The sequence below is a fragment of the Sporomusa sp. genome (assembly GCF_035561255.1).
GTDB lineage: Bacteria > Bacillota > Negativicutes > Sporomusales > Sporomusaceae > Sporomusa.
Genome location: NZ_DATMXX010000333.1, coordinates 11733 through 25598, shown reverse-complemented (window position 1 = coordinate 25598; position 13866 = coordinate 11733). Strand labels below are relative to the sequence as shown.

Below are 13866 nucleotides of genomic sequence, written 5' to 3'. Positions count from 1 at the left end.
ACCTGTCAGGTTGCATTGTTAGGAATGAAGTGTTGGCAAGATCTTTTCCACATCGGTATGCGGCCGCGGTATTACATGAACAGAAAGCAGCTCGCCCACGCGCTGCGCCGCCGCCGCGCCACTGTCGGTCGCAGCCTTGACCGCACCGACATCACCACGTACGAAGACAGATACTAATCCTGACCCAATTTTCTCATAGCCTATTAACTCCACGTTCGCGGCTTTTACCATGGCATCGGCTGCCTCAATGGCCCCGACTAATCCCTTGGTTTCTACCATGCCTAATGCCTCACCACGCATACAGTCATTCCTCCCTATGATGATTTTTCTTATAATGAATACAGGTTGTTTTGGGCTCACCTTTGTGCCGGGGACAGTCTGGGTCTCCACAGAGGTTACACGTCTCGGCGGGGTGCATATCGCCTGTAGCCTTCTTGTTTACAACCGCAATATCAGACTTGATTGCAGACGCGTTATTACCCTTAGCCTTGTCGTCAGTCTGTACCAATTCCTTATCACTGCTTTTTCTGGCCTGTCGCCCCTCCTTATTGTTAACCCCCACAGTCTCTTTTGTGGTGATCATTCCGTTCAGACCATTACCAGGCCGCGGTATAACATGTGAAGCAAATACTGTACCGATCTTGGACGCAGCAGCCGTACCAGCATCAACCGCCGCGGTAACCGCTCCCACATCCCCGGAGATTTTTATCACAACCATACCGCCGCCTTTGGTTAATTCGTAGCCAATAAGGGTAACATTGGCTGCTTTAATTGCCGCGTCAGCCGCTTCTAAACCGGCAGCCAAGCCTACCACTTCCATCAGACCTAAGGCGTTTACCATCTGCTAACCTCCCTGTGACCCTGACCGTTTTCTTGCAATATTTTTTTGACAAGCACCTGAATTTGCTCAAACAACTGCTCTTCATTACCTTCAATAGTAAAGCTTCGTTCCAATTTTTCTTTAAAAGGAAGCCCCTTAACCAAGCGGGCCGCATTATAGCCAAATTGACGTAATGTTCCCGGATTGACGGTGTCCGCAGAGGTAAACAGCGGCTTAGGCGCAGCGAGCTTATGATAATGGATACACAGACCGGTTAGGCTAACACCTAATCCAACCCCCAGCTGAGATGCCGCAGCTCCCTGCCAGGCAAGAGTCACTGCCTCGCACCCCTCATCACCTTGCAGCAACGTATAGGGGATGCCCTCTTCCTCAATTCCAGCCTGGATTTCGCGGATTTTTCGCTCATAGCCGTCATGTTCTGCCACGCAGATGACAATGCTAGGTTTTATCATCATGTTATCGATAGGCATAAATTACGCCCCATTTCCGCGATAGGACAGTACCAAACCGGTCGCTACGGCGTTTCTTGAGCCTTCAGTACCGCGGATATTACCACGGCCACAGACAACACCATATTGAGCCAGCGCATCTGTTACCATATCACCTACCTCGAAATCCATTGCCGACCCGCCAACCAGCACAACAAATTCAACATGCCGGATATTGCCGACCGGGGCGATACGCGCCAGAGACCGGAGCGCATTAGCAACAAAAACCCGCTTTTTGGCTTCCCGGCGGATGTGACGGATTTTGTCCAGTGAATGCTCAAAAGGAATAGGTACCATACCATCGTCCTTCAGGATGACAACTCTGGCAAAAACATGGGGCGGCAGGTGGGTGTCATAGAACCTGACCGTACCATCTTCCAGTCTGATATGATATAAACTCTCCACCTTAGCCAGCGGATATTTTTTGATATCCTCAGCAAGGTCGAAATCATTCAATCCCAGCTCTGAGTTAATTAACATGGTTACCATATCGCCGGCACCACCCAAATGGATGGATGTTACCAGACTCTCTTTGGTAATGATCGCCGCATCGGTAGAGCCGCCGCCCATATCCAGAATCGCCAGCGGTTTGTCAGTACCTGGTGTGGTTAGTGCCCCATGGATGGCCATATTCGCTTCCACGCCGGCAATAATTACCGGTGTCCCAAACTGCTCAATCAGCTGGTTGGCAATCTGCTGCATCGGCAAGCGGCTTGTCTTAACCATAGCCGCTAACGCTACCGCATTCTCCAGCGCAAATTCACCAGCCAAACCGCCTTGCACCTTCTGTGGTACAAACGTATCTACCGCCAGGATATCCTGGATTTTCATCTCGGCAACCGGCTGACTGGTCAGCCCGGCCATTACCTGGCGAACCCGCTCCAGCATACCGTTAACATTAGTACCAGGCTCACCCTGCACATCGGTTAATGGCTGTACCCGCTCAACAGCCTCCATGATGGCCTGGGCACCCAACTCGACATCGACGTCAGCTTTTCCCTGATTGCCTGCCAGGGTAATAAAACCGGCCGGAATCGACCGCGCTTTAACATCACCCTCAGGGGTCCGCACGACAACTGCTGAACGGTTGCCGATCAGCGCCCTGGCAATTGGCACGACCATCTTTGTTTCTTCCGGGGTTAAGGAAAACACAGTTGCTATGCCATATGGATTACATAAACTCTGGATCGTTTTACCCGCTTCGGCAACCTCTACAGCTGCCAGCATACCTACCGGCACCTTCTCAAGCAGGGTTACCTCATCAATAACAGGTATTTTCCGCTGCAGCCTGTTGACAATAAGCACTGCATCATCCTGTTTGGCGATAGCCCCCTGCACGTCCACCCCCCGGGCTGCTGCCTCATTAATCTGCCGGGCAGCATCCTCAAAATCAATACCACTGGGAATCAGGCAGATGATTTTGTTTCCTGCCGCCAGTTGGGGCAATTGCTGAAACAGGGCCGTCGTCCCGACCCCCAAACCAATCCCACCCGGTGTGGAGGGATTATGCCCGATCATGGTTGACTCGGTAATGATCGTTTCAGTAATGGTTTCCATGGCTACATCACCAATAACAGGCGTAGCTTCGTTAAGCCTTATTTCATCAAGATTTTTGAAATCCAACCCGGCTTTTTGGAGAGCCTCCTGCATGGCCACAATAATTCCCGGCACATTGGCTAATGTCCCCTTGATGCCTGTTGTTTTAGTCATGCCGCTCGCCAGGTATTGTTTTAATTGGCCCTGCTCAAAACTGGCCAGACAGACCTCAGTGGTCGAGTTTCCAATATCAACGCCTGCGATAATTGGCATCTAAACTCACCTTACTCTGCCCTGAGCCGGTTGCGGCGCTCATAAACGTCAGCCGCCTCTCTGACGAAAGCAGCATTAATTCTGGCGTTGTATTTGGCTTCCATCTCATCGGCAATTGTCAAAAGCTCGCGTTTGGTGGAACGGTAGGGACGCAGGGCATTATATATTTCCAGGACGCGGGCATCGGGAATAGCTACCAGTTCGGCAGCACGACGCAGGTTTGCGGCAAATTGATATCTGCCGACACCATCAGCGATCTCACCCTGCAGCCGCAGCGTTTCAGGGGTAATCCGGACATCCTCGGCCTTGATACTGCCATTAAGCACATTTTCCAGCGTAATATCAGATATTTTTTTGCCTGTCGGTGTTTTTAACAGCTCCGGCCTTTTGCTGGCTAAGGGGTAATCAAGTTCCGGGCTTAAACCGGCAGCCGACCCCTGGGGTTGATTTTGGGCCGGTGCGCCCCCGCTCTGGCCCATTGATTTTAATACTTCACGGACAATATCCTCTAATGCCTGATTATTTGCCATGTGTATTCACCTCCATCTGGTTAGAATTGAACATCCAGTTCCACCGGCTTAGCCCCGGGAACCACATGTTCGGTTTCTTTTATATGAAGAACAGCCGCTTTCGCCTGATACTTAGGTCTTGCCATCTGATCATTTCTGGTTGGCACCGGTGTTGGCGACTCGCCTTTGCCATACTTGGCAGCATTGCGGCCAATCTGCCGGTAGGCCTCTAAATCGAGTAAAGGAGACTGGGGGAAAAGCTCCAGGTTACTTAATGGGGGAAGATCCTTTTGATGAATTACGGTGGTTCCTCTGGACTGAATGCCAATAGCAACACCGGAGCCGCTGAGCTTGGCCGCATCGTGGGCTGCAAAGGCCACATCCGATGTCCGCAGCACCCGTACAACCCGGGCGTGTACCCCCTCTTCCTCCACCCCGGCGATCATTTCCCGCAACACATCACTATGGGGAATGTTGACAATTGTTTTGTTTTGATATTTACCAAACGCCGGTGCCAGGGCAATAATCACCTCGTCTGACCGGCTGCCGGTACGGGCCTCCCCTTTTTCCACAAGGGTCATCGTACGCCCGGTAGTACTTTTAGGGGTATAGGAAGCTGATTGCCCGGCCGGTGCTGAAGGGCTCATGCCTTTTATTACTTGCTGAACGATTTCCCTGATCATTTGCTCGCTAACTTGCATTACACTTCACCTCGTTTTTTGAATCATACGTCAAAATCAGATGGTTTGATCGCCTGCCGGATATTCTTAATCTCATCCCAGCGCTCTTTACTCAGGCGATAGCCTGTTCCCGGACCACGGTAATCATTTTTATTATTCACAGCGCTGATAACATTCATCTGCTTATCAAGAATGGCAGCCGTATGTAGATAGTCACCAGATACCCGTTGCTTCAAGGTGCCCAGTGCACTTTCTGCAACATCACCAAAGCCGTTTTTAGCCAATGCTTTGACAATATCAAGCCCGGTAATCCCACGCTTCATCATCTCTTCGGCCGCCTTTAAATCTTCAACAACATTTCGCTGCACGATGTCTTTGGTGCCATGCGCATAGGTTGCTGCTTCAACCTCTTCATCGGTTATGGTTGGGAAACCCAGTTCCCTGAATACGGCTTGCAGGGCTTTGGCTGCTTTATTACGCACCGAGACCACCTGTTCTTCAGAAACCGGGCGCAGGCCGCCATCTACCATCAGATCACGCTGGATGATATTCCAGTCATCGTAATCATCAACATCCCAGTTAGAGCCGGCAAACATATTATCATAATTGGGGCTGGCACTATAGCCCGAACAAATGAAATCCGTCCCCGGCAGCATCTGCATCAGCGTACGGGCAGTGCGGCGAATATCGGAATGAGTAAAGGTCTGGTCATTACTGGAAGCTACCTCCAGATCCAGCATGGCAGCACACAGGTTTTCACCTAAAACGGCGCGGATGCCGGAGGGAACTGCTGCCGGTACACCGATACAGCTTACAGAGCCGTTTTGCAGTCCCTGCACACCGGCGCCCCGGGTTAGCATAATGCAGCGTATTTCCAAGTACAGCATTGACTTACCTTCTGCATATCCCATTTGAACTTCGGAGCCGGTGCCTGAGGTAAAACGCATTTTAAGCCCGCGTGATGCATAGGCTGAAGCCAGAAAAGCTTTGGACCAGGGGGTATCATCGCCATCAACAAATACGTTTTCAGTCCCATAAACTGAGATTGTTTCGGCATAAGCGGTAATTCCTCTCATGCCCAGCAGCAATTCGGTTGCCTCTTCCAGGGCACACTGGATAAGCACGCCACCACGGCCCACCTGAGCGCCCACCTGTAAGGACAGCGCATTGAAAGGGGCATAACGGACAACAGCAACCGTTGTTTCCATTTCATCAAAGCCACGCAAAGCAGCTTCAGCCGCATCGGCTGCGATCAGGACCGGGTTGTCCTGTGTATTGGTAACATGGCATTGATTGGAAGGAATTTTACGGGCCCGCATTTTTTGCATGGCCATCATCATTTCGACTACATTCATGGTATTGAGGACCGCAAGAATCTTGGCGGCAGTCAACCCACGGGCTATCTTGACAACCTCATCACGGGATACATTAATATCAACAAGCATTTGGGCTATTTTAGCATCTTCCATCGCCATCGCTTTTTCGGCTATTGCCGTATCAATCGCATAATCAGCAATAAACTGATCGATAAAGTCAAACCGGTTGCGAGGCACACCGTCCATTTCCACTACCTTGCCGTTTTCAATCTTAATACTTGGTTTAGGATCATTGGGGCTGCTCATAGCCACCAGGCCTACCTCAGGCCATTCAACTACGAAACCATCCTTGTTTACAGGGCGGGCAGCCAGCATCTCAAAACGTTTTGATTTCTTCACTTTTGCTTTCCCCCTATTCTAGATGTACGGTATTGCCGAGGACGGAGCCGGGCCAGCCATAGCTTCAAGCACCTTTTTACCCACTTCTCGGGCTGCAATGACCGACTGCCGGACAGCGCCGGAATCCCCCGTAACCATCAGAATAACTTCATTAGAAAAACTTGTGCCGTTGCCGGGGCTTGAATAGCCCACCACTTCAACACTCGCCGTTTTTACGGCGACATCGGCCATTAGTACGCCAATCGCCGCCGGCGCACCTACAATCAGGCCAAAAGCCCGGCCCAGCGGTGCATCAAAGGCTTTCTGAATGGCCAGGCTGGCCCGGGCGGTATACTGCAGCTCAATATGGCCTGCGTCGTTGGCATAAACGTCACCGAAGGTACGCTCAAGCTCTCCCAGCGCTACCTCAATCGCCCGCCGGGCATCAGACACCTCCTCGGCACCGAAAAGAATCAGTGAGCCGTGTCCGGCCCCCCCTTTCGTGTCACGGGGCAATTCAATACTGATAATCTCAGTATTGGTGGCTTTTACCGCCTCATCGGCCGCCATAATATGCGGACCGGCGCCCGTCCGGGCGCCAAGAATGCCGATAGAGCGAAATTTCGGATCAAGTTTCATTTTTTCATGCAGGCCGGCATCTACGTTGGCAATGACTAAACCAATGGTATCACCAATCGCAGTGCCGACAAACTCTGTAATCCCCGGGCTGACACACGCCTTGGGGCAGGCTGTAGTTGTTGCTGCTTGCGGCTCAATACTCATACGCTTTTTAATCTCGTTCATGACCTGTTCAACCAAGTGATCTTCCATTGATTACACCTCCAGAAAAGTACCTGTTATTGAATTTTGGGAATAATTTTTTCGACATCTGAATGCGGACGGGGAATGACATGAACTGACATAACCTCACCTACACAGCCGGCGGCGGCAGCCCCGGCATCTACAGCCGCCTTGACAGCCCCAACATCGCCCCGCACCATAACGGTTACCAGGCCGGAACCAATTTTCTCATAGCCTACTAAAAGTACATTAGCTGCTTTCACCATCGCATCAGCAGCCTCAATAGCCCCTACTAAACCTTTTGTTTCAATCATCCCTAATGATTCACCCACTATTTGCACCCCCTTTCAGCCAGAAATTGAATTACCTCAGCCAGTCCCTCGCCGGTGTGTGCGGAAACATAGAAAATCGCTTCCCTGACGCCAGCTTGCAGCAAACGTTCTTTGGCCTTTTCCCGGTTTGCACCGTCCCTGTCAATCTTTGTTACTACTCCCACTACCGGCCTGGGGAACATGCTGGCAAAACCAGGCGGTAATACTGCCCTAAAATCACTTGCATCCTGAATCATAATAATCAGCTTGGCTTCGGTAGCAGTAACCGCCAGTGAGGAATAAAAACGAGGCATCTGTGTATACTCGCCAGGCGTATCAATCATGCCGCTGCTAAAGCAAATGCTTTGTGTTTTTTGAGCTTTGCGGCAATTGTGCTGCAGCGCGTTAAGTAAAGACGTCTTACCGGCACCAACAGGACCTATCAGCATAATCATGCGCTGCACTAGGACCGGGTCATTTTTGCTGCTGTAAATCCTAACCCTTCAGCCAGCAAATTGGTAACCTGTTTTAAAGCAGCCTCAACTGCCGACACATTGCCGGTAATAACCACAGAACCGGTAAAACGGTCCATGAAACCAATCTGGACATTTGCCGTCTTGGTAGCGGCGTCTGCTGCAATAATTGCCGCCTCCGAAGGGGTAATTGTTAAAATCCCAATAGCACCACTGGCCCCAATGCCTAGCTTTTCACATAATTCCTGCCTGGGATTGGCGATGAGGTGAGCTAGTGTCACCTGTTTGCCTGGCACATACTCCTGTACCACTCTCATCTTTTCCATTAAGACCTTACCTCGCTACCCGTAAACTTACCGCCAGAGATGTCGCCTTGTTTATCCAAAATTCAATATATCTGTTGTTCGAAGATTAGATAAAGGCAATAGGAAAAAAGACTATCAAACAAAGTCTTTTCCTATTGCCTTTATCTTATGCAACTATTATAAAAACTTGATTTTACGCGGCACGAGGCCTTCACATCGCCGCAAACCACAGCAAGCCTCTACCAAAAAGGCAGGGGCTGATCTACTCCTATCCTTCTGATAATACCCCTGGCGCGAGGGTAATAACAGCCAACATAGGCAGGTCTCCTGGCTTGACGGTTCCTCAGACAACCTGCACCTTGCCAGTCAGCTGGCTTATGCAGGTGTCCTCCCCGGCTACAGTGGCGCGACCGCGTCGTTCAGGATGACATTATCGATCCCTCCGAGCTTCCCTATTCTCCTCTACAAAGAGGCACCTATATGGTGGCATTTATTCTATTGTTATTTACTGCTATTATATACCGTGATTGTGATTTTATACATTTCATGTTCACGGTGCTTCGTCCTGTAATGCAACTTATGTTTAAAGTGTCCAACAGGCGCAAATAATAGCTACATGTGTCATGTATGCGGGAATTACCGGGCTTTAACACCGGGTTCCTTCAAGGGGGATCGTGCATTGAAAAAAATAGTAGAGTATTTTATGACCCCGATTAGCATTCTGGGTATAGAATGCTTAAGCCAGGTTATTCATTATATTAAACCAATGAAGTTTCGCAAAGCATTCATTGTAACCGACAAAACACTTGTTGAGAACAGGCTTATTGATGAGCTGCTAACATTACTTGATGCTGCGGAGATCTTTTACGTTGTATACAAAGACGTTGCCCCTAATCCCACTGTAAAACAGGTAGAATTTGGCCTCAAGCTGCTGCAGGATAACGGCTGCGATTTCCTGATTTCCTTTGGGGGTGGCTCTCCCCATGATTGTGCCAAGGCAATTGCCCTCCTATCGACCAATGGCGGCACTATTCAGGATTATGAAGGGCTCAATAAAGCCAAAAAAGCCGCTGCCCCGCTGATTGCAATCAATACTACGGCAGGCACCGGCAGCGAGCTAACCCGGTTTTGCGTAATCACTGACGAAGAAAAACATATAAAAATGACAATTAATGACTGGCACCTAACGCCGATAATCTCGGTCAACGATGCGGCGCTGATGACAGGTATGCCCCCCGGGCTGACAGCAGCTACCGGCATGGATGCACTGACCCATGCCATCGAGGCCTATGTATCAAGCAATGCCACGCCGGTAACAGACTGTAAAGCATTAAAAGCCGCCGAGTTAGTCTTCCGCTATCTGCCTGTTGTACATAAAGAAGGTACTAACCTGGCTGCGCGGGAAATGATGGTTTATGCTGAATATCTGGCCGGTATATCCTTTAACAATGCCGGGCTGGGCTATGTGCACGCCCTGGCCCACCAGCTTGGCGGCTTTTATAACCTGCCGCACGGGTTGTGCAATGCGCTCTTGTTACCTGCAGTGATGGAATTCAACCTCCCGGTTGTTGCCGGTAAATATGCGGATATTGCCGGGGCAGCCGGCGTACCTACTGCTGGACTATCCAGCGAAGCCAGCGCTAAATTGGTTATCGATCAAATCAAACAACTCAATACCAAATTGGACCTCCCGGCAAAGCTGCAGGATGTCCGCGGCTTTAATAGCGCTGATATTCCCATACTTGCCGAGCACGCCCTCAAGGATATCTGCAGTGTTACTAACCCCCGCCAGGCCTCACAGGCAGAAATTGAGGAGATATACCGGCTTCTGCTATAGACAAAAAATGCCACTGTTCTACGCCTAAGCAACATCCCCGGCGTAAAACTGCGGCATTATGTACTAACTAGCTGAACATTGCGATCCCTAATGGCGTAACAAGTAACGGGTGAGGCGGAACATGTACTTCTCTCCCGAAGGCTTTGCCGAATTCTTGCTCAAATCCGGCCAAATAAGCGGTTCCACCAACGATGTATACCGGATACTCACTGAAATCGCCATGGGCAGCCAGCATTTTTTTAACGATTGTCGCCATTTTCTCAATAACAGGTGCGATGACAGGCAGGATCTGCTGATGCCTGCTGCTATCCTTTTTTAGGTTCTCAGCCTCTTCAAAAGATATTTTATAGGCTCCGGCCAAAACCAGTGACACATGCGTCCCACCTGTTGGCTCATCATCAGTAAAAATCAGTTCACCATTCTTCAGCACCGCAACACCGGTAGTTCCGCCCCCAATATCTACAACAATACCATGATCAATACGTAATGCCCGGGCGGCAGCGACAGGCTCATCAACCTGACGAACAGGCTCTAGCCCGGCGCCGGCAATAACATTACTGCAGGCCAGTGCATTTCGCCCGACGGTGCCTGGGGGAATGGCAGTAGCCCCTCTATCCAGTTTGACCCCCATAATCTGCTCAACCTCAGCCTTCAGGTCCTGAACAATCTCCGTGGCACCCCTAAAATCAACGACCAAACCATCTCTGACAACTGACGCCCAGCGCATACTGCCGGCTACCGGAGTGCCGTGAGTGTCGGTAACAGCCAGCACAACGTCCGCTGTCCCCAGGTCGACACCAACCTTATACGGACCTGCTAAATTAGCTGCTGTTTTAGTTTGCATTAGATGATACAGCTGATGAATGTTTTCATATGCTTGCATTCAAATCCCCTTATCCCTGTCTGCTCATTATAATAATAGTATAAACGGTTTACTGGTTCATTACACATCCCGGTCGATACCATTGCCCTGCCTCAGACAGATTATCACAGCTGTATTGGCATTTATATAAATCAATACCCAGTAACGGTTAAGTAAAAAAAAACCTGCGCGGCAGTATTTTTACCGACTGGTTGCATATTTTTCACACTATGGGTATAATATAAGAAAAGGACTGACGTGTTGGTCGCACGCCAGCCCTACAGGCTGTCTAACCGGAAAACGGTTAGCCCAGTGTTTTTAGCTTATTGAAGTAGCCGCACACCTTGGGCAGGGGCGGTTATTTCTTTTTGGTCGTGACCAATACCATGAGCGTGGCAAATGCAACAGCAAATGTCAATGCTTCGAATATAGTCATCCTACCACCCCCTTCCTTACCAGGAAGGGGCTAACCGTCCCCCGAGCAGCCTGTATACTTATTATACCGTATTTTCCCAGAGCGAAAAAGAGAAAATTTCGCCTCTGCTCTGCTACAGTACCGTGCCGCCTTCTCCGTGAGGGCGGCGTTTTGCTTTGCTGCCGGCAAGCCTGGCATGCAGACTCTTCCGCCTTTTCAGCCGACTATGGATAGACATACTGCCGACATCACAGGGAAGTAGTTAATATTGTATTTTTAGCTGCCTTGCAACTATAGCCCCTTATGACACCGCAGAACAGGCCGGTCTGTATTCCAGAGCTCAGCCTCGCCAATATTCTGGACAAACATAACGGATGCCGGCGGCATCATAGGTTCAGGACTTGAGGCGTTGATGCACAGTTTCGCACCCGGCTTATAGAATTTTATTGTTCTTGTTTATTGGACTATTCCCTAAAAGTCCCACTGCATCGTCGCATAATACGTCCGACCCGCCAGCGGATACTTCATGGTATCGGGAGCGTAGTAGGGATCGACTCCAGTATTCTGTTGTAGATGCTTCCAATATGGAACCTTATTAAACATGTTATTAACACCCACGGTAAGTCTGGTGTCTTTGCTAAACTTATACTTGGCTCCCATACCGACCGTGGTGTAAGAGGTGCTCCAGTCAACCTCATCATCGACATTGGTTTCGCCCACATAGCGGACTTCATTGAACATCGAGAGCCTCTCACCAGGGAAGCGGTAGGTCAGCCGGAGCAGTCCCTCCCATTTAGGCGCAAAGTTCTCCAGTGATTTGCCATAGTTGCCGTTGGGATAGAGGTAGAACATTTTTTTTATTCGCTGCAGGTCCTTGGACTGCATATAAGTGGCCGATAAGTCCAGGTCCCAGCGGTCCCAGTTAAGCTTGCCCTCCAGTTCCACACCGTTGACCCTGCCTTCACCGCCGTTCACGTAGGACATATAGGTCAGGCCCATCCGGTATAGCTCGAGCATGTCGTATGAATGGCGTCCGAAATAGGTGAGCGCCCAGTCGGATTTTGCCTTAAACGTCTCGCCCTGCCATTGGACACCGAAATCCCACTGCCTGCCGTGTTCCGGCCCCGCAGCGCCAGCTACGGTTGAACTGGGGGGAACAGGCAGAATAAAGGCGCCATCACCGATCAGTTCGTAGAGGTTGGGGAAGCGGTAGTAGGTGCCGTAAGTTGCCCGCAGAGTGGTCTGCTCGTTAAGCTGCTTTTTAAGAGCAGTCTGCCAGGTGAATTTGCTGTCAGAGTTTTCCTGCATCGCATTTACCCACCAGAGATAGCTTGATTTCGCCTCTCCCATACCACCAGAATAATTCCAGCGAACGCTGGGAGTCAACCAGAGATCGCCCGCCTTATTAAGAGTGATTGTGTCCTGAAGCTGGATATCGGCCAGCGTCTGGGTATAGTGATCTTTGACCCAGGCATAGGAGGGCGATGTCATACCGGTGCCGTCAACATCCAGTTTTTCGTGGGAGTAGTTGGCACTGAACTCCAGCAGATGCTGGTCACCAGCCTTAAACGATCCGTCCAGAGCAGCGCCATAGCGCTTCGACTGGTAGCGGCTCCATTTAGCAAACAGGGTGTTATTGCCCTTAGGATTCTTGTAGTTTTTATCCTGATCCATATAGGTCAGCCGCCAGCCCCAGTCCAGATTGCCCTCTGTCTGGCGGCGGCCAAGCAGCAGGTCTGACTGATCGGTGTTCAGATTTTTGACCGACTGATTGGTATAGTTGGGACGATCGGTATTCATATTGTAATTATAAGGCAATTCACGATAGTTGCGCTTCCAGGCGTACTTGACCTGCCAGTTCTCATCCTGCCATTTGACCAGCACGTCGGTGTTCCGATAGCCATTGTTCATCCGGTTGCGGTCGGATCCATAATCTTTCGCAACATTTAGATTATCAAGATTCTCTTGGGTTGGGTTTTCCTTGTATAACCGTTCCGCTTCAGCAATCCCGGCTTTACCTCCATAAACTTCATATTTATAATCGCCATCGCTCTGATCCCGGTTGACACCAACGAAAAGGCTGCCGTCGCCCAGCGGGGCATTGATCCCCAGGCTTCCCTTATAGCCGCCATAAGAACTTATGCCCTGCGAGAGGGAAATGCCGGTTGTTTGCGGTTTCTTGGTGACGATGTTGATGACTCCGCCCATCCAGACGCCGGGGAAGCGGGCCGGGATGTACCCCCGGTAGATTTCAATCCGTTCCACGTTTTCTGTCGGAATGGTGGACAGGTCGGTAGCCGCATCCCCGCCCAGCTTGGCCAGCACACCGTCAATGAAGATGCCCACCTGGGCGGCTGTGCTGCCGCGGACATAGGCCACCGTGTACTGCCCGGTGCCAGTAACCTCCCGGATGTGGACACCTGGCACCCGCTTAAGCAGTTCAGGCAGCGTTTTTTGCTCGCCCTTGAAATCCTCGGGGCGAACAATGGAGACGGTGCCCGGTGAGAGCTTGGCCTCCCAGTCTGGCCGCGGTGCTTCCACTGTCTGCGCTGGCAGCTGATATTCCTCCTGCGCCTGCGCGTGATCGGCTGCTTTCGCTGTTTCGCCTGTTTTCTGCTGCTGTGCACTGTCTGCCTCTGCCGCATAAACGACGTCATTAAAAGTTGGTGCCAGGGTCAGCGCCAGGGCGCAGGCAATACTTGTTGCTAATGCTTTTCCCTTTAATTTATGTAGTACCATTGCAAAATCCCTCCTCTTTCCGGCTTATAAACTCTTTAATAATGATTTTTGATAATAAATAAAAAAACTCCCTTTACAGGAGTGCTTATGCCAGCCCAGGAG

The 13866-nt window shown here is 50.5% G+C and carries 14 protein-coding genes and 1 riboswitch; of the genes, 1 reads left to right on the top strand and 13 read right to left on the bottom strand.

Annotation, left to right across the window (positions count from 1 at the left end; translation table 11 throughout):
- Positions 1–18: 18 nt before the first annotated feature.
- From pduA to eutS, 11 genes are read right to left on the bottom strand one after another with little or no spacing between them, the layout of a single operon-like run.
- Positions 19–300 (bottom strand): propanediol utilization microcompartment protein PduA, encoded by a 282-nt coding sequence (gene pduA / locus VN379_RS18515; protein ID WP_325536532.1) that lies wholly within the window; start codon positions 298–300, stop codon positions 19–21.
- A gap of 4 nt (positions 301–304) precedes the next feature.
- Positions 305–841, bottom strand: a complete 537-nt coding sequence (locus VN379_RS18510; RefSeq protein WP_325536530.1) for a BMC domain-containing protein — start codon at positions 839–841, stop codon at positions 305–307.
- The gene (locus VN379_RS18505; protein WP_325536528.1) at positions 835–1311 is read right to left on the bottom strand and encodes a glycerol dehydratase reactivase beta/small subunit family protein; all 477 of its coding nucleotides are present in this window, start codon (positions 1309–1311) and stop codon (positions 835–837) included. Before VN379_RS18505 ends, VN379_RS18510 begins: the two co-directional genes overlap by 7 nt.
- 3 nt (positions 1312–1314) lie before the next feature.
- Positions 1315–3138: a diol dehydratase reactivase subunit alpha gene (locus VN379_RS18500; protein ID WP_325536526.1), complete on the bottom strand. Its 1824-nt coding sequence runs from the start codon at positions 3136–3138 to the stop codon at positions 1315–1317.
- An 11-nt stretch (positions 3139–3149) separates the two neighbouring features.
- Positions 3150–3668 (bottom strand): diol dehydratase small subunit, encoded by a 519-nt coding sequence (locus VN379_RS18495; RefSeq protein ID WP_325536524.1) that lies wholly within the window; start codon positions 3666–3668, stop codon positions 3150–3152.
- A 20-nt stretch (positions 3669–3688) separates the two neighbouring features.
- Positions 3689–4348 carry a propanediol/glycerol family dehydratase medium subunit gene (locus VN379_RS18490; RefSeq protein ID WP_325536522.1) on the bottom strand — a complete coding sequence of 220 codons (660 nt, stop codon included), beginning with the start codon at positions 4346–4348 and terminating at the stop codon, positions 3689–3691.
- Between the two features lie 23 nt (positions 4349–4371).
- Positions 4372–6042 carry a propanediol/glycerol family dehydratase large subunit gene (locus tag VN379_RS18485; protein WP_325536520.1) on the bottom strand — a complete coding sequence of 557 codons (1671 nt, stop codon included), beginning with the start codon at positions 6040–6042 and terminating at the stop codon, positions 4372–4374.
- Positions 6043–6060: 18 nt separating this feature from the next.
- Positions 6061–6852: a propanediol utilization microcompartment protein PduB gene (pduB, locus tag VN379_RS18480; protein WP_325536518.1), complete on the bottom strand. Its 792-nt coding sequence runs from the start codon at positions 6850–6852 to the stop codon at positions 6061–6063.
- A gap of 26 nt (positions 6853–6878) precedes the next feature.
- The gene (locus VN379_RS18475; RefSeq protein WP_422663630.1) at positions 6879–7136 is read right to left on the bottom strand and encodes a BMC domain-containing protein; all 258 of its coding nucleotides are present in this window, start codon (positions 7134–7136) and stop codon (positions 6879–6881) included.
- A gap of 17 nt (positions 7137–7153) precedes the next feature.
- A complete protein-coding gene (locus VN379_RS18470; protein WP_325536516.1) occupies positions 7154–7582 on the bottom strand; it encodes a EutP/PduV family microcompartment system protein in 429 nt (142 codons plus the stop codon).
- A 14-nt stretch (positions 7583–7596) separates the two neighbouring features.
- Entirely contained in the window at positions 7597–7932 is a 336-nt protein-coding gene (gene eutS / locus VN379_RS18465) for an ethanolamine utilization microcompartment protein EutS (RefSeq protein ID WP_325536514.1), read from the bottom strand.
- Positions 7933–8211: 279 nt separating this feature from the next.
- Positions 8212–8406, bottom strand: a riboswitch (cobalamin riboswitch).
- Between the two features lie 184 nt (positions 8407–8590).
- Here eutS and VN379_RS18460 point away from each other — a divergent pair.
- A complete protein-coding gene (locus VN379_RS18460) occupies positions 8591–9748 on the top strand; it encodes an iron-containing alcohol dehydrogenase (RefSeq protein ID WP_325536512.1) in 1158 nt (385 codons plus the stop codon).
- Between the two features lie 67 nt (positions 9749–9815).
- Here the strand turns inward: VN379_RS18460 and eutJ are convergent, their stop codons facing one another.
- Together eutJ and VN379_RS18450 are read right to left on the bottom strand one after the other, a co-directional pair.
- On the bottom strand, positions 9816–10631 hold the full coding sequence (gene eutJ / locus VN379_RS18455; protein ID WP_325536510.1) for an ethanolamine utilization protein EutJ: 816 nt from the start codon (positions 10629–10631) through the stop codon (positions 9816–9818).
- 865 nt (positions 10632–11496) lie between these two features.
- The gene (locus VN379_RS18450; protein WP_325536508.1) at positions 11497–13764 is read right to left on the bottom strand and encodes a TonB-dependent receptor; all 2268 of its coding nucleotides are present in this window, start codon (positions 13762–13764) and stop codon (positions 11497–11499) included.
- Positions 13765–13866 lie beyond the last annotated feature (102 nt).